At 43.6% G+C, this 19,310-nt stretch carries 19 protein-coding genes and 1 other annotated feature; of the genes, 8 read left to right on the top strand and 11 right to left on the bottom strand.

What is annotated here, in order from left to right; genetic code table 11:
* Positions 1 to 244: 244 nt before the first annotated feature.
* Positions 245 to 1,576: a hemolysin family protein gene (locus tag J2Z20_RS03490; protein WP_209845422.1), complete on the bottom strand. Its 1,332-nt coding sequence runs from the start codon at positions 1,574 to 1,576 to the stop codon at positions 245 to 247.
* A 95-nt stretch (positions 1,577 to 1,671) separates the two neighbouring features.
* Entirely contained in the window at positions 1,672 to 2,484 is an 813-nt protein-coding gene (locus J2Z20_RS03485; RefSeq protein WP_209845420.1) for a carbon-nitrogen family hydrolase, read from the bottom strand.
* Between the two features lie 165 nt (positions 2,485 to 2,649).
* On the opposite strand from J2Z20_RS03485, the gene J2Z20_RS03480 reads away from it, so the two are divergent.
* The 8 genes from J2Z20_RS03480 (at position 2,650) to J2Z20_RS03445 (ending at position 10,673) form a co-directional block, all read left to right on the top strand.
* The gene (locus tag J2Z20_RS03480; RefSeq protein ID WP_209845418.1) at positions 2,650 to 3,159 is read left to right on the top strand and encodes a type IV secretion system protein VirB6; all 510 of its coding nucleotides are present in this window, start codon (positions 2,650 to 2,652) and stop codon (positions 3,157 to 3,159) included.
* 79 nt (positions 3,160 to 3,238) lie between these two features.
* On the top strand, positions 3,239 to 4,432 hold the full coding sequence (locus tag J2Z20_RS03475) for a pyridoxal phosphate-dependent aminotransferase (RefSeq protein ID WP_342454248.1): 1,194 nt from the start codon (positions 3,239 to 3,241) through the stop codon (positions 4,430 to 4,432).
* A gap of 91 nt (positions 4,433 to 4,523) precedes the next feature.
* Positions 4,524 to 4,737 (top strand) — a binding site (T-box leader).
* Between the two features lie 96 nt (positions 4,738 to 4,833).
* Complete coding sequence (proB, locus tag J2Z20_RS03470; protein ID WP_209845416.1) at positions 4,834 to 5,937, top strand: glutamate 5-kinase; 1,104 nt, start codon at positions 4,834 to 4,836, stop codon at positions 5,935 to 5,937.
* A 20-nt stretch (positions 5,938 to 5,957) separates the two neighbouring features.
* A complete protein-coding gene (locus J2Z20_RS03465) occupies positions 5,958 to 7,205 on the top strand; it encodes a glutamate-5-semialdehyde dehydrogenase (protein WP_209845414.1) in 1,248 nt (415 codons plus the stop codon).
* Positions 7,206 to 7,247: 42 nt separating this feature from the next.
* Positions 7,248 to 8,117 carry a pyrroline-5-carboxylate reductase gene (gene proC / locus J2Z20_RS03460; protein ID WP_209845412.1) on the top strand — a complete coding sequence of 290 codons (870 nt, stop codon included), beginning with the start codon at positions 7,248 to 7,250 and terminating at the stop codon, positions 8,115 to 8,117.
* Positions 8,114 to 9,334 (top strand): 2,3-diketo-5-methylthiopentyl-1-phosphate enolase, encoded by a 1,221-nt coding sequence (locus J2Z20_RS03455; protein ID WP_209845410.1) that lies wholly within the window; start codon positions 8,114 to 8,116, stop codon positions 9,332 to 9,334. The genes proC and J2Z20_RS03455 overlap by 4 nt, the downstream gene beginning before the upstream one ends.
* Positions 9,331 to 10,017, top strand: a complete 687-nt coding sequence (locus J2Z20_RS03450) for a 2-hydroxy-3-keto-5-methylthiopentenyl-1-phosphate phosphatase (RefSeq protein WP_209845408.1) — start codon at positions 9,331 to 9,333, stop codon at positions 10,015 to 10,017. Before J2Z20_RS03455 ends, J2Z20_RS03450 begins: the two co-directional genes overlap by 4 nt.
* Entirely contained in the window at positions 10,014 to 10,673 is a 660-nt protein-coding gene (locus J2Z20_RS03445; RefSeq protein ID WP_209845406.1) for a methylthioribulose 1-phosphate dehydratase, read from the top strand. Before J2Z20_RS03450 ends, J2Z20_RS03445 begins: the two co-directional genes overlap by 4 nt.
* Before the next feature lie 49 nt (positions 10,674 to 10,722).
* On the opposite strand, the gene J2Z20_RS03440 is transcribed toward J2Z20_RS03445, so the two are convergent.
* The 9 genes from J2Z20_RS03440 to J2Z20_RS03400 form a co-directional block, all read right to left on the bottom strand.
* Entirely contained in the window at positions 10,723 to 11,964 is a 1,242-nt protein-coding gene (locus tag J2Z20_RS03440; RefSeq protein ID WP_209845404.1) for a D-alanyl-D-alanine carboxypeptidase family protein, read from the bottom strand.
* Between the two features lie 208 nt (positions 11,965 to 12,172).
* A complete protein-coding gene (locus J2Z20_RS03435) occupies positions 12,173 to 12,904 on the bottom strand; it encodes a hypothetical protein (RefSeq protein WP_209845402.1) in 732 nt (243 codons plus the stop codon).
* A complete protein-coding gene (locus tag J2Z20_RS03430) occupies positions 12,882 to 14,006 on the bottom strand; it encodes a hypothetical protein (protein ID WP_209845400.1) in 1,125 nt (374 codons plus the stop codon). Before J2Z20_RS03430 ends, J2Z20_RS03435 begins: the two co-directional genes overlap by 23 nt.
* Positions 14,007 to 14,040: 34 nt before the next feature.
* Positions 14,041 to 14,487 (bottom strand): hypothetical protein, encoded by a 447-nt coding sequence (locus J2Z20_RS03425; protein WP_209845398.1) that lies wholly within the window; start codon positions 14,485 to 14,487, stop codon positions 14,041 to 14,043.
* A complete protein-coding gene (locus tag J2Z20_RS03420) occupies positions 14,484 to 15,089 on the bottom strand; it encodes an RNA polymerase sigma factor (protein ID WP_342454247.1) in 606 nt (201 codons plus the stop codon). The genes J2Z20_RS03425 and J2Z20_RS03420 overlap by 4 nt, the downstream gene beginning before the upstream one ends.
* Before the next feature lie 72 nt (positions 15,090 to 15,161).
* Positions 15,162 to 15,848 carry a DnaD domain-containing protein gene (locus J2Z20_RS03415; protein WP_209845390.1) on the bottom strand — a complete coding sequence of 229 codons (687 nt, stop codon included), beginning with the start codon at positions 15,846 to 15,848 and terminating at the stop codon, positions 15,162 to 15,164.
* A 50-nt stretch (positions 15,849 to 15,898) separates the two neighbouring features.
* A complete protein-coding gene (asnS, locus tag J2Z20_RS03410) occupies positions 15,899 to 17,194 on the bottom strand; it encodes an asparagine--tRNA ligase (RefSeq protein ID WP_209845388.1) in 1,296 nt (431 codons plus the stop codon).
* Positions 17,195 to 17,207: 13 nt separating this feature from the next.
* Positions 17,208 to 18,422: an acetate/propionate family kinase gene (locus J2Z20_RS03405; RefSeq protein WP_209845386.1), complete on the bottom strand. Its 1,215-nt coding sequence runs from the start codon at positions 18,420 to 18,422 to the stop codon at positions 17,208 to 17,210.
* On the bottom strand, positions 18,419 to 19,291 hold the full coding sequence (locus J2Z20_RS03400; protein ID WP_209845384.1) for a 3-hydroxyacyl-CoA dehydrogenase family protein: 873 nt from the start codon (positions 19,289 to 19,291) through the stop codon (positions 18,419 to 18,421). Before J2Z20_RS03400 ends, J2Z20_RS03405 begins: the two co-directional genes overlap by 4 nt.
* Positions 19,292 to 19,310: the final 19 nt, after the last annotated feature.

Here is a 19,310-nt window from a genome sequence, read left to right as displayed (position 1 = left end):
CTGATGACCAGCAGTATGTGCCAAGTTTTATTTCGTACATTTGATCACCGATTTTAATGACAGCCTTGGGCGGCTGGTTTCCTGAAAGCCCTCTTTCTCATACCTCCTTTCTTATTATTACAGACGGTTAAAGAAATATAGGTGTTGCTCTTCCAGTAAGCATATAGTCGCCTTGTTTCTGAAGCCAAATGTAAAAAAAAGAAGCAGCTTTCTCATGCTGCTTCTTTGAGCTGAATTTAAAAATTTACACCTCAGACAAACTTTCGGCCTCAGGCTGATGAACTGCCTTCATAATTTCTAGTTTGACGTAACGATGTGTCTCTCGTTCCACTACTTTAAACGTCAAGTCTTCAAATTGCCAAGTTTCACCTTCAGCCAAATCGCTGTTTTGCCCATACAGCCAGCCGCCGATAGTATCCAGTTCTTCGGTGTCCAGATTTGTGTTCAGCAAATCGTTAATTCGAGTTATGTATATTTTGCCTTCAACAATATAATGATGATCAGTAATTTGTATAATTTCCGCTTCTTCCTCAGCGTCAAATTCATCACGAATCTCGCCAACGATTTGTTCCAAAATATCTTCTATCGTAATTAACCCAGACGTACCTCCGAATTCGTCCACCAGAATAGCTATGTGGGTACGTTCCTGCTGCATTTTTTTGAGCAATGTATTAACGGGTGTTGCTTCAGAAACGGTCATTACCGGTTGAATTAATGCAGATACATCTAAATTTGGATTATTTTCATACTCTAGAAAGAACTGCTTCGTGTTAATAACACCGACGATATTATCTTTATCCTGATGAACGACTGGGAACCTGGTATATTGCTCTTCTTTAATAATTTTTAAGTTTTCTTCACGTGTCTTATCCGTATATAAACATACCATGTCCGTCCGCGGAACCATAATTTCCTTAGCAAGCATCTCATCAAATTGAAAAATTCGGTTCACGTAACTGTATTCGCTTTGATTAATTTTACCGCTCTCAAAGCTCTCATTAATAATAATTTGCAGTTCTTCTTCGGAATGGGCTTCTTCATGCTCATTCGCAGGCTGTAAACCGAATAGACGAATGAGCCAATTCGCAGAACCGTTTAAAAGCCATATAAATGGATACATTATTTTATTAAAGAAAATAATAGGTTTGGCAGTTAACAGGGCAACAGCTTCTGCCTTTTGTATCGCAACCGATTTAGGAGCTAATTCTCCGACAACTACGTGCAGAAACGTAATCACAAAAAATGCGATGAATACCGACAAAGCACCGTTTAACGAATCTGGTATTTGCAGTTGATTAAATAATGGATGGAGAATGCTTTCGATCGTCGGTTCCCCTAGCCATCCTAGTCCTAAAGCGGTAATTGTAATTCCCAGCTGGCAGGCAGACAAGTACCCGTCCAAATTGCTTACGATTCGCTTTACTGCAAGCGCATTTCTGCGCCCCTCAACAATCAATTGATCTACTCTGCTCGTTCGAAGCTTAACAATCGCAAACTCTACCACTACGAAAAAAGCAGTCAATGCAATGAGTAAAGCTATCAAAAACAAATTTAAAACGTACCTATCACTTTCCATTTCCCACATCTTCTCCTCTAAAATAAATTCAAATAAATTCATTTATAATAATTATAATATTTTCCATTCTGTAATTCAAAAGAATGATTTATCACTTAAAAATACAGTTCAGGTCTGCGGTCTTCAAATATAGGGATACGGCTTCTCACTTCGCTAACTGTCTCCACGTTAATTCCCCCTGTAATAATTTGCTCTTCTTCCCCGCCTTCTGCAATAATTTCACCCCAGGGATCAATAATTAACGAGTGGCCGAAAAATGTTGTATCACCGCTCGTACCTACCCGGTTGCAAGCAACGACATACATTTGATTTTCAATCGCCCGCGCGGTCAATAGTGTTCTCCAGTGATGAAGGCGCGGATAAGGCCATTCTGCAGGAACGAATAATACTTTTGCCCCTTTAAGCGCAAGCGTTCTAGTCAGTTCAGGAAATCTGATGTCATAACAGATCGAAGCACCTGAGGACGTATTTTCGAGCTCGAATGTCACCGGCTTCTCCCCTGCTGATAAATACTTCTCTTCATCCATGAGGCGGAACAAATGAATTTTAGAATATTCAGCGACGATTTCCCCTTGTCGGTTAAACGCGTACATTACATTGTAAATGTCTTGCCCTCTTTTTTCGGCAATCGATCCACCGATAATGTTCACACTATGCTCTCTTGCAAACTCGCTTAACCACGCTTTTGTATCCGCTCCGTCAATATCGGCAATCGTATGAATGCTGTCCAGCGCGTAACCTGTATTCCACATTTCAGGGAGCATGATGACATCTGGTTTCTCGCTACTATATACCGCTTGTTCGCATAATTTCCGTAAATGCTGCTTATTTATCTCCGGCTCACCAATAGCTATGTCGCTTTGCAGGAGTGCGATATGTATTCTGTTAGTTCTATTATTTTGAGTCATGGATCTCCCCCACCTCTATTTCCTCATCATTTGTTTAACATCATACGTGCGCAGTGACAGAAAATCAATAACAAGCAAGTGTGTATTAAGACTAAAATGGTTAGGTCTATGGGAAAGGTAAAGTAAAGACAACCCATTCGACTTACGAAAAGGAGATACCTATTCATGTTATATTCCGCAAATTATGAGCACCGAAATAAAGTACTTCAAAAGATACTTATCCCCCTCTGCTTCTTCATTTGTGCTGCGGTTATTTCCCTGCACCTGCCTGCAAGTACAGCCTTGGCCTCCAGCGTTAAGGTGAATCCTGAACAACAACATCCAGCTCCAACTACGCCGGGACAAGTTCAAGTATATGATATTACCCAGCAAAAGTTAGTTCTGCGAGTGCCCAATAGTGTACCTATTCAACAGCAGGCGGCTGCTTGGCTGAAGTCGATCCAAGGAGTCGCTCCGCAGATCAATATTCCAAAATGCGGAAGTCTCATTCGAGTGCCGCTTGCACAGCCGTATCAAATCAGTCTCACAGCTCTCCATTTTACGATTCAAGATGTTTTTCTTATTTATTGTCCTCGTGAGAAACCGCTTCTGCTCGTTTTCTCGCCAGAGCATAAACCTTATTTATTTACGTTTAGTGCACCGGTAAAACCGTTCTTAGAAATGCTGCATCAATAAAAATCCCTCTATACAGGTAGGTTCAATCGTGATAGATTAAAGATTAATTCTTTAACCACACGAACCGGAGTGATATATTGTGCAGTTCAATAATCAAAGATCAATAACGATAGAACCAGCTGACATCATGAAAGGACTGCCGACACAATTTTTTGCGACCCTAGTTCAAAACGTAAACCGTGAAATAGCGGCCGGTCATGATGTCATTAATTTAGGACAGGGGAATCCAGACAACCCTACTCCTGTACATATTGTAAAGTCAATGCAGGAAGCAGCAGCAAATCCGCAGTATCACAAATATTCACCTTTTACAGGGTATACTTTTCTGAAAGAGGCGATTGCCAAGCGTTATTTCGAAGATTACGGCGTCAAGCTAAATCCTGAGAAGGAAGTAGCCATTTTGTTCGGGGGCAAAACAGGTCTTGTTCAAATCAGCCAAATTTTGCTTAATCCAGGCGATCTCTGTCTTGTTCCAGATCCCGGTTATCCAGACTATTGGTCAGGTGTAGCACTTGCCGGTGCGAACATGTCATTTATGCCGCTTCTTAAAGACAATGACTTCTTGCCCGATTACAATGAAATATCAGAGGCTGATCGCAAAAAGGCCAAACTGATGTTTTTAAATTATCCGAACAATCCTACATCCGGGGTTGCTCCGCTGTCGTTCTATGAAGATACCATTAAATTTGCAGCAGAGAACGATATTGTCGTTGCAAGTGATTTTGCCTATGGTGCGATTGGCTTTGACGGTCAGAAACCGGTCAGCTTCCTTCAAGCAGAAGGTGCCAAGGAAGTTGGCGTAGAATTTTACACGCTATCCAAAACGTACAACATGGCTGGTTGGCGCGTTGCTTTTGCACTTGGAAATGAGAAAATCATTTCGCTTATTAATCTGATGCAGGACCATATCTATGTCAGTCTGTTCGGCGGTATTCAGGCGGCAGCAGCAACTGCGCTCACTTCGTCTCAAGACTGTGTTACCGAGCTCGTTCATCGTTACGAATCAAGACGCGATGCGTTATTTGATGCGCTCCATGAAATTGGATGGGAGGCTCAGAAGCCTAAAGGCTCCTTCTTCTCATGGCTTCCAGTGCCAAAAGGATATACGTCAGTATCTTTCTCTGATCTGCTACTTAAGGAAGCCAAAGTAGCTGTTGCAGCTGGTGTTGGCTTTGGTACACACGGCGAAGGATACGTTCGTGTCGGATTGTTAAGTGACGAGGATCGCTTAAGAGAAGCTGTAGGGCGAATTGGGAAGCTGAACCTTTTTTAATAAAGCATGCAAATTAAGCCTTTCTCCCTTGCTTTACAAAGGTTAAAATGACATGATATTGTTAATCGTAAATAATGAAGTCATTCTATATACAAACGTGATGATGGGGCCAGTAGGAATTTCCGTAGTGTCCAGAGAGTAAATTTCAAAGGCTGCGAAAATTTACCGTCTACCTTTTCCGAACCTACCCCTGAACGGCTGAATCTCAAAATTCGGACAGTGCCTGCTGTTACAAGGCTTAAAGTCGGATGATGTTAGGTCATCAATAAAGGTGGTACCGCGGAAGTAAAACTTTCGTCCTTTGCAAAAAGGATGAAAGTTTTTTGTTTTATTTTAACCGTTAATACTGTGACCCTTTGCTCAAATAAAGTACAATATATTTACATGTAGGAAGTGAATTTATGATGCAGCGAATCGTTGTAAAAATAGGCAGCAGCTCACTGACATCCGAAGAAGGCGGCTTAAATGATAAGGCGATTTCGTTCTTTGCAGACGAATTGGCCTCGCTCCAGAAACAAGGCTACCAAGTGTTGCTCGTTACTTCTGGTGCTGTAGCGGCCGGTTTTCGCAAAATCGGATACCCGTCTCGTCCGAAAGTGCTTCACGAGAAGCAAGCTGCCGCGGCCGTAGGTCAAGCGCTGCTTATGCAGTCGTATCAAGAAGCCTTTGCAGCCCATAACATTGGAACAGCGCAAATTTTGCTCACGAGAACGGATTTTGGCAGCCGCAAGCGGATGAACAATGCGAATATGACGGTTGAAGAACTGCTGCGTCAAGGCATCGTGCCGATTTTTAATGAAAATGACACAGTGTCAGTTGACGAGCTGAAATTTGGCGATAATGATACTTTATCTGCACTTGTTGCCAATCTAGTCAAGGCGAATTATCTCATCATTGTTACCGACACAGACGGGCTGTATAGTGCTGACCCTAGAAGTAATCCGGATGCAACGAGATTCGATCAAGTTGATGAAATTACGGATGAAATATATGCCGTAGCTGGAGGAGCAGGCTCATCCGTCGGTACAGGCGGAATGCGTTCCAAAGTGGATGCAGCGAAGATCGCTACCCGGGGCGGAGTTCCTGTGTTCGTCGGGAAAGTGTCTCAGCCTGGCGATATGCAGCTTACTTTACAAGGACATGGGAAAGGCACTTATTTCAAAACTCATCTCTCCTCTTTGTCTATGAAGAAACAATGGCTCGGTTTTCTATCAAATCCACTCGGAAGCCTCATTGTGGACCGAGGGGCCGAAGAAGCGTTGATCGCTGGAGGAAGCAGCCTTCTCCCTGTCGGCGTGAAAAGTATCGAAGGTCATTTCCACGCGGGGGATGTCGTTGAAGTGTTAGGTCTTGATCGGCAAACGATCGGACGCGGTATTGTCAACTATGATGAAGATCAGCTTCAAATCATAAAAGGATTACCAAGTAAAGAAGTTGTTAACAAACTAGAAGGGATTCATCGGCTTGAGGTCATACACCGCGATGAATGGATATCGTTAAAATAACTCATTTAGGAGGTCATGTGATGAGTGAAGTTCGAGAAAAAGCGGCACTTGCAAAATCTGCGTCTGCTGTGCTGAATACGTTAACAACAAAGCAGAAAAATGATGCACTGCTGAAGGTGGCAAGCGCCCTTATAGAACGAAATCAAGAAATTATTGAAGCGAACAATGAAGATTTAGAGCACGGACGTCAAAACGGTACCTCCGATTCCTTATTAGATCGATTGAAATTAAATGAGAAACGTATTGAGGACATTGCCGAAGGTTTGCGCCTCATTACACAGTTGCCCGATCCCATCGGTGAAACGCTGGAAGTCATTGAACGTCCAAACGGGCTTCGCATTAAGAAAATTCGCGTGCCGTTAGGTGTTATTGGTATGATTTATGAAGCACGGCCTAATGTAACCGTTGATGCGGCTGGTCTTGCGCTGAAGACAGGCAACGCTGTCGTCCTGCGGGGCGGATCATCTGCTCTGTCTTCAAACAAAAAAATCGTCGAAGTGCTGCACGATGCCCTAGCAAAAACAGCAATTCCGACGCATGCCGTACAGCTGATCGAAGATCCAAACCGCTCTTCTGTCGATGAGATGCTCAAGTTAAACGGACTTCTCGATGTCGTTATTCCGCGAGGAGGCAGTTCCCTTATTCAAACGGTTGTCCAAAACGCCACAGTCCCTGTTATCGAAACGGGAGCAGGCATATGTCACACGTATATTGATGCTTCCGCGAAACCGGATATGGCGAGAGATATCGCATTAAATGCAAAAGTGCAACGTCCATCGGTATGCAATTCCATGGAGACGCTCCTTGTTCATGAACAGTTCGCTGCCCTTCATTTATCGCACCTTACTGAACATTTCAAAGATGCTTCAGTCGAGCTTCGCGGATCAGAGAAGGCGCTGACTTATGTACCTTGGGCTGTACCTGCTACTGAGGAAGACTTCCGGACAGAGTACAATGATTATATTCTGAACATCAAAGTCGTCAGCAGTCTGGATGAAGCTCTGCAGCATATTGCAACTTACGGTACCATGCACTCGGAGTGTATCGTTACCGAGGATGAGCAAAATGCGAAGCGATTTCTACAAGAAGTCGATGCTGCAGCTGTGTATCATAACGCTTCTACTCGGTTCACGGACGGCTTCGAATTTGGCTTCGGCGCTGAAATCGGCATTAGTACTCAGAAGCTGCATGCACGCGGTCCTATGGGGCTTCCAGCGCTTACTTCGATCAAATACTTAGTATACGGCAACGGTCAAATTCGCAATTAAATAACAGCTTAAGAACAGCTATAAATAGGAGGATAACCATTTATGTATGATCCACAATCTTCAAAAGCATTAATTGAGCAAAATGTATGTTTCTATGGTGCAGGTTCTATGGCGGAAGCCATCGTTCAAGGACTTATTTCCCGATCTGTCATTTTGTCAGGTCAAATCTCTATGCTAAACAACAGCAACAACGATCGACTGAAACAATTAGAAGATCGGTATGGCGTTCGAACAGCGAATGATCCCAATAAAAAAATTGAAATATTAAGCAAATCTCAAATTATTGTGCTTGCAATGAAGCCAAAGGACGCTGCTGAAGCAATTCGTCTGCTTAGCCCGATTCTTTCGGAAGACCAATTGCTTGTTTCTGTCATCGCTGGACTCACGATTGAAACGATGCAATCGTTGCTAGGCAGAAAACAACCAATCGCTAGAACTATGCCTAATACATCCAGCACAATCGGTCTAGGCGCAACCGGCATCTCCTTCTCCAAAGAAACGACCGAAGAACAACAGCGCATCGTAAGAACAATGTTTGAAGCTGTTGGAACGGTTAGTATTATCGAAGAGGACAAAATTGAAATTTTGACAGGGGTGTCTGGCAGCGGACCCGCTTATATTTACTACTTCATGGAAGCGATGATCGAAGCAGGTGTTGAAGGCGGACTTACTCCAGAGCAAGCTAAAGAATTAACCGTACAAACGGTGCTCGGTGCTGCTCGAATGGTTGCGCAGACTGGTGAAAATCCAGCGGATTTACGGGCCAAAGTCACATCTCCTAACGGAAGCACGCAAGCTGCGATTGAAGTTATGGCTAAGGGGAACGTGTTTAACACAATTAAGGCTGCTGTATTCCGCTGCGCTGAACGTTCCAAAGAAATGGGGGCAGAGCTTGAGGAGGCGATCAAATGAGTTATTGCATCGCTACTTATCGTCTATATGACGATAAAGCGGATTTTGCCAAAAAAGCACAGTCCATCGCAGTCGGCATGACAGCCGGCAGCTGGACTGACTTGCCTGCAGCAAGACATGAAAGCATGCAGAAGCATCTCGGGCATGTCGTTAAAGTGGATGTGCATGAGCCTGAAAATGCAGCTCCCGGCGAGCGATATGCTGATATTTCGATCGCTTACCCAGATATTAATTTCAGCCGTGATATCCCTGCTCTTCTCGTAACGGTGTTCGGGAAAATATCGATGGACGGGAAAATAAAACTGACAGACCTTGATTTCTCAGAACCGTTTCTATCCGGATTTCCAGGGCCTAAATTCGGAGTTGAAGGTGTTCGTAACCTATTAGGTGTGCATGACCGTCCACTGCTGATGAGTATCTTCAAGTCAGTCATCGGTCACAACCTGGAAGAGCTTCAGGAGCAATTTTACAAGCAAGCGGTCGGCGGCGTAGATCTCATTAAGGATGACGAGATTTTATTTGAAAATCCGCTGACACCTATCGAGAAGCGCGTTGAGGTATGCTTAAAAGCAGCAGAAGAAGCACAGAAGGAAACAGGCAAGAAACTGCTCTATTTAACGAATTTGACAGGCCATACGTCACAGTTGAAACAACAAGCGGTAAAAGCAATCGCGGCAGGAGCGAGCGGTCTGCTGTTCAACGTTCTATCCTATGGCTATGACGTTCTATATGAACTTAGCAGTGATCCGGATATCAATGTTCCAATTGCAGCTCATCCAGCGTTAGCCGGAGCGTTATATCCTTCACCTACATACGGAATTTCTGCTTCTGTACTGCTTGGCAAATTGATGCGAATTGCAGGTGCTGATCTCGTCCTCTTCCCTTCCCCTTATGGATCCGTCGTCATGCCGAGGGAAGAGAATCTAGCTATTCGTACGGAGCTGTTATCAGATAGCCTTCCTGTAAGAAAGAGCATGCCCGTTCCATCCGCAGGTATTCATCCAGGACTTGTACCGCTCATCCTGCGTGATTTCGGAACAGAGGTCGTTGTCAATGCCGGCGGAGGCATACACGGCCATCCTATGGGCACCATCGCAGGCGGACAAGCATTTGTACAAGCTATAGACGCTGCGATGCGACAAATCCCGCTTTCAGAGCAAGGGGCCCATCATCCAGAACTGAAGGCAGCGCTTGATGCTTGGGGGGAATCAAAATGACCGATTTAAATAGACGCAAAAAAAAGGTCGTGTTCTGTGACTTTGATGGAACGATTACATTATCCGATAATATCGTTTCTATCATGCGTCATTTCAATCCTAAAGGCTATGAACCTATTATGAAACGTGTTGTCTCGCAGCAAATATCGATCCGAGAAGGCGTTGGCGCCATGTTCGCTCTGATGCCGTCTTCTCAAAAACAAGAAATTATTGATTATGTCATTTCAACTGCAGGTATTCGCGATGGATTCGCACCATTTCTTGAATATTTAAAGAGTGAACAGATTGATTTCTACGTAACGAGCGGCGGCATAGACTTTTTCCTAAACCCGCTGCTGGAACCTTTTCATATTGCGGAAGATCATATTTTTTGCAACAGCGCAGATTTCAGCGGTCAGAACATTCAAATTACATGGCCGCATTCCTGCAAGTCTCCATGCGAGAATGACTGCGGGATGTGTAAAGTCACGGTCATTCGCCGCTTTCCTGAAGAAGAGTACGAACGCATTCTTATTGGAGACAGCTTGACAGACTTTGAAGGCGCTAAAATCGCCGATCATGTATTTTCACGCTCTCATCTGACAACCAAATGTGCGGAACTCGGAGTAGATCATACGCCATTTGAAACCTTTTTCGATATTTTAGAACATTTTAAAAGTAATCAAGGAGTGCTGCATTCATGAGTTTTGCGAGTATCCCATTAGAAGACAAGCAGCGCGCACTGAGCGAACTGCGTTCGATTAAAGAACAATTTTCAGCTAGACATTGGTTTCCTGGAACGAGTGGCAATTTATCGATTCGTGTAGGAGAATATGCACCAGACAACTTTCATTTTGCCATTACAGCGAGCGGTAAAGATAAATCTGTCAGCACTCCGGAAGATTTTCTATTCGTAGATCAGCATGGGAAAGCCATTGAAACGACGAACTTGAAGCCTAGTGCAGAAACGCTTATTCACTGTGAAATTTATCGTAAAACGGGCTGCGGTGCCGTATTTCACGTACATACGGTATATAACAACATCATTAGCGAATGGTTCGGAGATCAGGGTGCTGTACCTGCTCAAGGGATTGAACTCATAAAAGCGTTCAACATTTGGGAGGAAAATGCGGCGATTGAGATTCCAATTTTACCAAACTACGCTCATATTCCTTCGATTGCGGAATTAGTGCCAGGTGTACTTAAACCCGAAATACCAGGTATTTTACTTCGTAATCACGGCATCTATGCTTGGGGTAACAATGCTTTTGAAGCGAAGCGGCACCTCGAAGCGTTTGAGTTTATTTTCGAATATTTATATAAAAGTCTGCTGCTGCAAGGAAGTCGTACAACAAAATAATAAAGGAGAAAGCAGCCTGATCCATTTTCTGGACCAGGCTGCTTTCTCCTTACTCAGCACTTTCCTCATAAGAATAATACGTCATTTTACTTGCTCTGCGCTTTTTAATGATTTTGTTCGCTGCAAGCACAAGGAGTGCAATATAAAGTAACCATACGAACCATACTGCCCACATCCAACCATTCGATGATGAAGTCCCAGCATTCTTGGCAGTCGCCAAACCAGCCGGCTCCTCTGCGATTGGATCTAATCTTCCGGCAGGTATCGTACCGATCGATGAGGTGACATTCACGTTCCCATCTGAATCAACATCTACATAGTGTGCTCCATTCATAGGAACAACGGCGCGTATCATTTCAGAAGCTTTATATTTTCTTTCCCCGCCTGTTACCTCTGAAGTATAGCTGTCGCCCTGATTAAATATTGTGGTTACTTCAAAATGATTAAAACCGTAATCAAGAAGTTTCGTCATATCGCTGTACACATCTTCAGAAGATGGTGCATTCAGCACGACTCCGATTAATTCCATGCCGTTTCGTTTGGCAGATGTAACTAGCGTCTGTCCTGCTGCTTGTGTATAGCCGTTTTTAATCCCTGTCGCACCTTCATAATTCCATAACATTTTGTTATGATTGCTAAGCATCGATTTCCATTCTTTTCCTTCCCAAGGCATCGTTTTCGTGCTGACAATTTCTCTGAACACTGGATTTTTCATTGCATATCTTGCGATGTTCGCCATATCTAATGCCGTTGTGTAATGTTCAGGATCAGGAAGTCCATTCGGATTACGAAATTGACTATGGGTAGCACCTGCTTTATCTCGTACGAACTGATTCATTCGATCTGCAAATCTTTCCTTAGTACCGTCAATATGTTCTGCGATTGCCGTTGCGGCATCGTTACCTGAATTGAGCATCATTCCATAGAGAAGTTCGCGCATCGTTTTTTGCTCGCCTTCTTCTAGATAGATCCTTGTTCCATCTTCGTTACGCGCATCTTTGGTTACGGTTACGACATCATCTAGTGATGAATTCTCCAAAGCGACAATGGCGGTAACAATTTTCGTAATACTTGCAGGGTACATTTCTTTCTCAGCATTTTTGGAATATAATACGGTGCCCGTTTCCATATCCATGAGAACAGCGGACTCGGAAGTTAATGTAGGTTCCTCTATCACTGGCTCTGCGTATACGCTCTTTAGCATGCTCTCACTTGTGAATACGAGCATCAGAACAAAGCAAAGAAGCCATCTGATGGAACGGACATTCAATTTCCTGCTGCCAATCATCATCTTACCAGTCCTCCACGGTTGAATAATTAATTACGTTAAATACACTGGGAATACTCGTTATAATTTATCATATGATTGAATATTTAATCAATGCTAGAGACGAAATATTCGCTATTTCGACTCATTATCAAATATATCATAAAATGTTCCTAAAATGGGACTACAGCAAAAACAGGATGCCTTCGATGAAGGCATCCTGTTTTTGCTATTAATTTGATGTTGGACGTATAATCGTTCCATCACTGCTTCTCAGCACTACCTTTGTCCCTTCAGGGACGACGACCGTCAGGTCAGCCGGTGACCACCCTGACCATACTTTTATAGGAGGATCGCTAATAAGCACGTATAACGAACTTCCGACCTGTTTAACATGAACGAGATCACTAGACTCTTTCTCTCCATCATTCATCCCTGAACGATAGCTGCCGAATACGACCATTTCATTGACGTCTGTGTGATCTATTTTCACCTGATATGCATTATTTCCTTGCACAATAATTTGTTTCACCTGCGCAGAAATGGGTGTTTTTATTTCAGGTATAGATATCGTATGCTCCACAGATGTGACTTTAGAGCGTACAGCTTCAACGAGCCCAAGCGAACTGAAGGCTGCAAAGCCAAGACAGCATACCGAGAGAAGACCGACAAATATAATACTTAGTACGTCGTAATACATTCGCTCTTCTTTCTTTGACAGCACAGTGTACAGAATGATCTCAGCGCCTAGCAGTACAAATATAATCGGCCACCAGTTTATGGCTGTATCGAACACATTATTGCCTTTCCACTGGCTCATGAACGTGAGAACACCAAGCAGCAGCAGTGCTGCTCCCATAGATACCGTACCTACACGCCACCTTCTCATATGAGAATGGCCAGTGACTGCTTTTTCGTACATCTGAGGACTTTGCTCCACACTATTTTTCATATTCATCGACATGTTGATCCTTCCTCACCTTTCTTTTTGCATTCGAGCCGAAGAGAAGCTTAATTCCACCGCTAATTAACAAGATAGAGACTACAAATGTCGTTAAATACTGATCTAGGATGTGCCTAACCCCAAGTTCTGGAAAACGAACATCGAGAACGGGAACAAAGAAATTCATCGAAATATAGTACAGACCAAGAAGTAATAATCCAACGCCTAACCAGCGCTGATGATTGATAAATCCTTCCACAATCGGACGGTCTGTTATCGTTTCTCTGCCGTATTTACTCGTCTGTTGAAGCCCGTCAAAGAAGCTATAGAACCAAATGACCGGTATGAAAAAGAGAAATAGAGATAACCGGAGTATATCCAGAATATACACACTTCCAAGAAATATAATCATCAGTTGTAGACCTCTCTTCTGAAGTCCGAGATACATGTGACCCGCTCCAGGGAATGCAGATAATAAGGTAGCCAGCACCTTACTTCGTTTGCCCTCTTCACGGCCTGTCTCCCATTGATCAAACAATGAGCGGTCCTCGAGTACTTCACCTGCCTGCTTGCGATGGATGAGCTGCGCAGCATCAAACATGCAATATAACCAAATGATTGGCAGAAGTCCCAAAAATACGAGAAATATTTTTTGCTCGGTAATAAATGCCAGGAACAACATCATAATCGTCAGACCGAAATGGGCGATCAGAAAAGACAGTCCACGCTGCATCAATCCCATTTGCAAATGACCAAGTCCTGGGATAAAGGACAGAAAAATCGTATAAAATCGTTCGGTTTCTGAGCTTTGAGCTGAACTTTGAACAGAGGGGGAAAGTTGATTGCCTTTATCATCATATGCTACTGTTCTCGGCGACTCTTTGAGAACATACACTAGCAAATCAAGCATAGATATAATCCAGAGCATGATCGCAGCAATGATCGTTACACCGAGTAGAAAGCCTTCGTGTGTAGCCGCTGAAACAAATATGCCAAATAAAATGCCACCGAAGAACAATAGAGGATATACGACTCCCCTTGTCTTTCTGCCTATATAGAAGAATCCAAGTCCAGGTATAAAATTAAGAAACAATGCAAGCACTTTGTTGCGGTTTGGCTGCAAAACGATCACCTTTCCTTTCATGATTGAAATAATTTTATGGCTTAATTCGGTCAAGCCACTTTTCTGTAATGCTCATTAATTCATTACTTAGCGCTGATTCGGATGAATAAGCAACCGTGTCAATTGCTTCAGGTGCGAGTCTGTCGAACCATCCAGCAGATAGAAAAATAAGCGTTAAGCAAGCTGCGACTGTATAATGGAATAGCGGATTTTCAAACCATTTGCGTTTCGAAGATTTGTCATGATGTAATTGGTGAATAGGCGACTGAGGCAGAACATCCATGACAGATTCTACAAACTGATCTTGATGATTCAATATAGGCAATTGATGGTGGGCGATTTCGAGCGCCTCTATGTACATTAACGTTGCATGATCATCGTGTTCTAATATGAGCTCCAGCTCTTCTTCTCTTTGAGGAGAGCATTGCCCATTTATATAATCAATAAAATCTTTTAACGTGTAACAATTCTCCCCGTTCATCGCCATTCTTCCTCCTTCCAATGGTTCCTGATCCAGCTTCTAGCGCGGTATAATTTCGATTCAACCGTCTTGACTGCAACCCCTTGTTCCCTAGCAATTTGATCATAGGTCTTATCTTGTAAGTAAAAGGCTGTTATGACTTCGCGATGAGAAGCTGGCAGCTGCGCCACTCTGCGTAAAAGCGACTCCGTCTTCTCTTCCCTAACTAACCTCATGAGCACGTCCTCCTCATGAGATGATAATTGCTCAATTACACTCTTCTCTTGAAACTGCTCTTCCCGTCTCCTGGCTATCTTTCGTTTCGTATCAATCGCTTTATGTATAGCAATTCTCGTAATCCACATTTTTAGCCCCTCAGAGCGGTATTCGGGGAGAGACTTGTAGACTTGAATAAATGTCTCCTGAGCAGCATCCTCCGCTTCCTTCACGTCACGCAGTATAGAATAAGCCGCCTGGTACACATGCTCTCCATACGATTCAACAAGTTTCCGAAATGCGGCCGTTTCCCCTCGGCGAATTTGCTCGATTAAAGTCTGTTCATCAATGACTCTCTCCTCCTTTCCCACATATATAGACGAAATAACTTTGTAAAACCACTGCACTTTTACAAAAAAAAACAGCACACATTTTCGAAAGTACGAAAATGTGTGCTGTAATCATATGAGAATGGGCACTTAACGCCCTAAATTTCGAAACTTCTGCGTATACGCTTTAGCATCTTCTGCCGTCTTCACTCGGTTGCGACTCCATTCGAGCAGAATGCGGTCGATGTACCTGAAATGTACTTTGCCGGCAAAAACAGCTTCCTTCAGCGCCATTAAAATAAGCTCTTCAGGATACTTGTCTTGATCAAGCCAACCAGAGATGGTCTCGAACTCCATGGGAGATAACGGACGCCCAAATTCCGTTTCAAATATCGAGAACAAATTCCGTTCGGTGCTTTCCGGCTGCAGCGACTGCTTCGCATTTCGTTTAGCAGATTGCTTCGCTTTAGCCTCTTCAGCAAGAATACCGCTTAACTGCTGATACAGACCAGAGAAATTGTATCTCTCGTACTGAATTTGCGCCGCTTCATCCCATTCTTCATCTATACTGATTAGCCCTTGTTTCATAAGCTTCTGAAGTAACCCGGCAATGCTGTTCGCCGTACCGCCCATCCGATGCTGAATTTCTTCCAATGTCGGGAACTCGTTGAACTCCACCTGTTTGAAAGAAATGAGCTGGATAAGCAGCATAACCTCTGAATCTGTCAGTTTGAGCTGCTTGTAATGTTGCAGAAGTGCATATGGAATAATCGCATACCCTGCATCTAGACCGTATGATACCCCTTTAGCCCATGCGTTCCACGCGTTACTGCTCATCCATACTCACCTTCCTTGTCAGGCTAACCTCTTTCAATCGGCAAACCTTATTATGGGTATAGACGATAAAGCATACGCGGGAACGGAATCGTTTCACGCACGTGATCCAGTCCGCAGATCCATGCTACGGTACGCTCTAGACCTAGGCCAAAGCCTGAATGCGGTACAGTACCGTATTTACGGATATCCAAGTACCATTGATAAGCTTCAACAGGCAGATTATGCTCTTTAAAACGTTCTTCAAGCAGCTCAGGATCGTCGATCCGCTGTGATCCGCCAATGATTTCCCCATATCCTTCAGGTGCAATCAAGTCAGCGCATAGCACCACCTCTGGACGGTTAGGATCTGGTTTCATATAGAAAGATTTAATTCCCGTTGGGTAATGTGTGATGAATACCGGCTTGTCATATTTCTCAGCAATCGCTGTTTCATGAGGCGCACCAAAATCTTCACCCCATGGAATGTCGAAACCTTGAAAGTGCAAAAATTCGATCGCTTCATCATACGTAATCCGCGGGAAGGGAGCTTTAATATTTTCCAGTTTAGAAATATCGCGGCCGATCGTTTCCAGCTCTTGACGGCAGTTCTTAAGTACGGATTGTACAACATGGGAAACGAACTGCTCTTGAATACGCAAGTTCTCCTCGTGATCGACAAATGCCATTTCCGGTTCAATCATCCAGAACTCGATTAAGTGACGGCGAGTTTTAGACTTCTCAGCACGGAACGTTGGTCCAAAGGAATATACTCTGCCAAGCGCCATCGCAGCAGCTTCCATGTACAATTGACCGCTTTGCGTTAAGTATGCATCTTCCTCGAAATATTTCGTATGGAATAGGTTTGTTGTTCCTTCCGCAGCTGTTGGTGTCAGAATTGGAGGGTCTACAAGGGTAAAGCCGTTTGTATCAAAAAATTGTTGAATCGCGCGAATAATTTCAGCTCGAATGACAAGAATCGCACGCTGCTTAGATGAACGGAGCCATAAATGACGGTGATCCATCAAGAAATCAATACCGTGCTCCTTCGGAGTAATTGGATAATTTTCTGTAATCTGAATAATTTCAATGTCTGTTACAGTCATCTCGTATCCAGATGGACTCCGTGGCTCTTCACGAATAACTCCGGTTACATATGCGGAGCTTTCTTGCGTTAAACTCTTTGCTTTATTCCATACATCTTCAGACACTTCGTTCTTAAGAACGACACCTTGAATGTATCCTGTACCGTCGCGAAGCTGCAGAAATTGAATTTTTCCGCTAGAACGTTTGTTATTCAACCAGCTTCCAATCGTTACTGTTTCTCCGACGTGCTGATTCACATTACGAATCACACTTTTGGTAGCCATGCATATCTCTCCCTTAAACGTTTCTAATTAAGTTTTGGACTAAACGATGTGTATCGCGTGCAATTACCAGCTCTTCATTCGTTGGAACGACGAGCACTTCCACTTTGGAATTTGGCGCAGAAATTCGGCGAGGTTCACCTGAAATTACAGAGTTCGCTTCTTTATCCAGTTCCACACCAAGGTAAGTTAAATTCGTAAGCACTCTCTCCCGAAGGATGATCGAATTTTCACCAACCCCAGCTGTAAATACGATGACGTCTACACCGTTCATGGCTGCTGCGTAAGAACCGATGTATTTGCGCAAACGATACTCATACATTTCGAAGGCAAGGGTTGCATTTGGATATCCGGCAATCATGCCTTCGGTAATTTCACGCATATCACTACTGATGCCGGAAATCGCAAGCAAACCACTATGCTTGTTAAGCATAGAATCTACTTCATTGATTGTCAATTCTTCCTTATTCATCACGTAAGGAACAATCGCAGGATCTATATCCCCGCTGCGTGTACCCATCATTAATCCTTCAAGCGGTGTTAGTCCCATCGAGGTATCAACGGAGATGCCGTTCTGAATTGCAGCAAGACTCGCGCCATTCCCGATGTGACATGTAATCATTTTTAACTCCTCTACAGGACGCTTTAAGAAATCAGCAGCAATACGGCTCACGTATTCATGTGAAGTACCATGAGCACCATACCTGCGAACGTGATGCTTTTTATACAGCACTTTTGGAATCGGATACAAATAAGCCTTTTCAGACATTGTTTGGTGGAATGCTGTATCGAACACAACCACTTGCGGTACACCCGGCATATTTTTTTCAGCTGCTTCAATGCCAAGCATTGCTGCTGGATTATGAAGCGGTGCCAGCGCAAACAGACGGCGAATTTTCGTCTTCACTTCTTGATCGACGACTACAGAGCCTTTAAATGACTCACCTCCATGAACAACACGGTGGCCAACAGCCTCAATTTCTTGGGTCGATTCAATGACACCGTGCTCTTTATGGGTCAATATTTTAAGGACTTTGCGAATTGCTGTCGTATGCTCTAAAATTTCGCTGACTTGGCTCACTTCTTCACCATTCTTTGGTTGATGAACGAGAATAGAGGAATCCATACCAATTCGTTCGACACGGCCCTTCGCAAGTACAGATTCGTTACTCATGTCATACAGTTGGTACTTCAAAGATGAACTTCCTGCATTTATGACTAGAATCTTCATACCCGGTCACCATCCTTGTCATACTTGAAAAATCCTACCCCCGTTTTCACGCCCAAATGGCCTGCACGAACCATTTTTGAGAGCAATATAGAAGGCCGATATTTCAATTCGCCATATTCACGGAACATCCGCTCTAAGGCTGTATGTATGGAATCCAAACCGAACCGATCCGCCATTTCAAGCGGGCCATATTTAAATTGGTAGCCTATCCGCATCCCATCATCAATATCTTGCGCAGAAGCAACCCCTTCTTGCACGAGGTGAAGCGCTTCATTAATGAATAAGCAGATCATACGAGTCGTTACGAATCCAGGTGATTCAAACACCATAATTCCTTTTTTGGCGACAATTTTTTCGACAAAAAATTTTGTTTCTTTGAATGTTTCATCCGAAGTTTTCAGGCCTCGAACGATTTCAACAAGATCGATACGTGATACAGGATGAATAAAGTGCATGCCAATGACTCGTTCCGGAAATTTACTTGCACCGGCAATCTCGGTTAAGCTCAGTGTTGAAGTGTTGCTGGCAAAAATCGTTTGGCTAGAACAAATGTCGTCCAGCTGTGCAAACACAGCCTTTTTCGCTTCTAGATCTTCAGTAATGGTCTCAATGACCATATCGCAACCCGCAAGCTCTGACAAATCTTTCGCTTTATGAATCTTTGATAGAATGAGTTTCTTCTCAGCGCTCGTAATCGCCCATTTCTCAAGCTGCTTATCAAGGCTGGTTTCTATCATACTCCAAGCATATTCTAGACTTTCAGGAGTTTTCTCAACGAGCAGAACATCAATCCCTTTTGCTGCGAGCATTTCGGTGATTCCTTGACCCATTGTACCGCCGCCAACGACGCCTATTTTTTTATATTGCATCGCTCCTACTCATCCCTTC

It is taken from the genome of Paenibacillus sediminis, assembly GCF_017873765.1.
GTDB classification, from domain to species: domain Bacteria; phylum Bacillota; class Bacilli; order Paenibacillales; family Paenibacillaceae; genus Paenibacillus_AG; species Paenibacillus_AG sediminis.
Note: the sequence above shows the minus strand (reverse complement) of the source record. Positions and strands in the feature narration are given on the sequence as shown.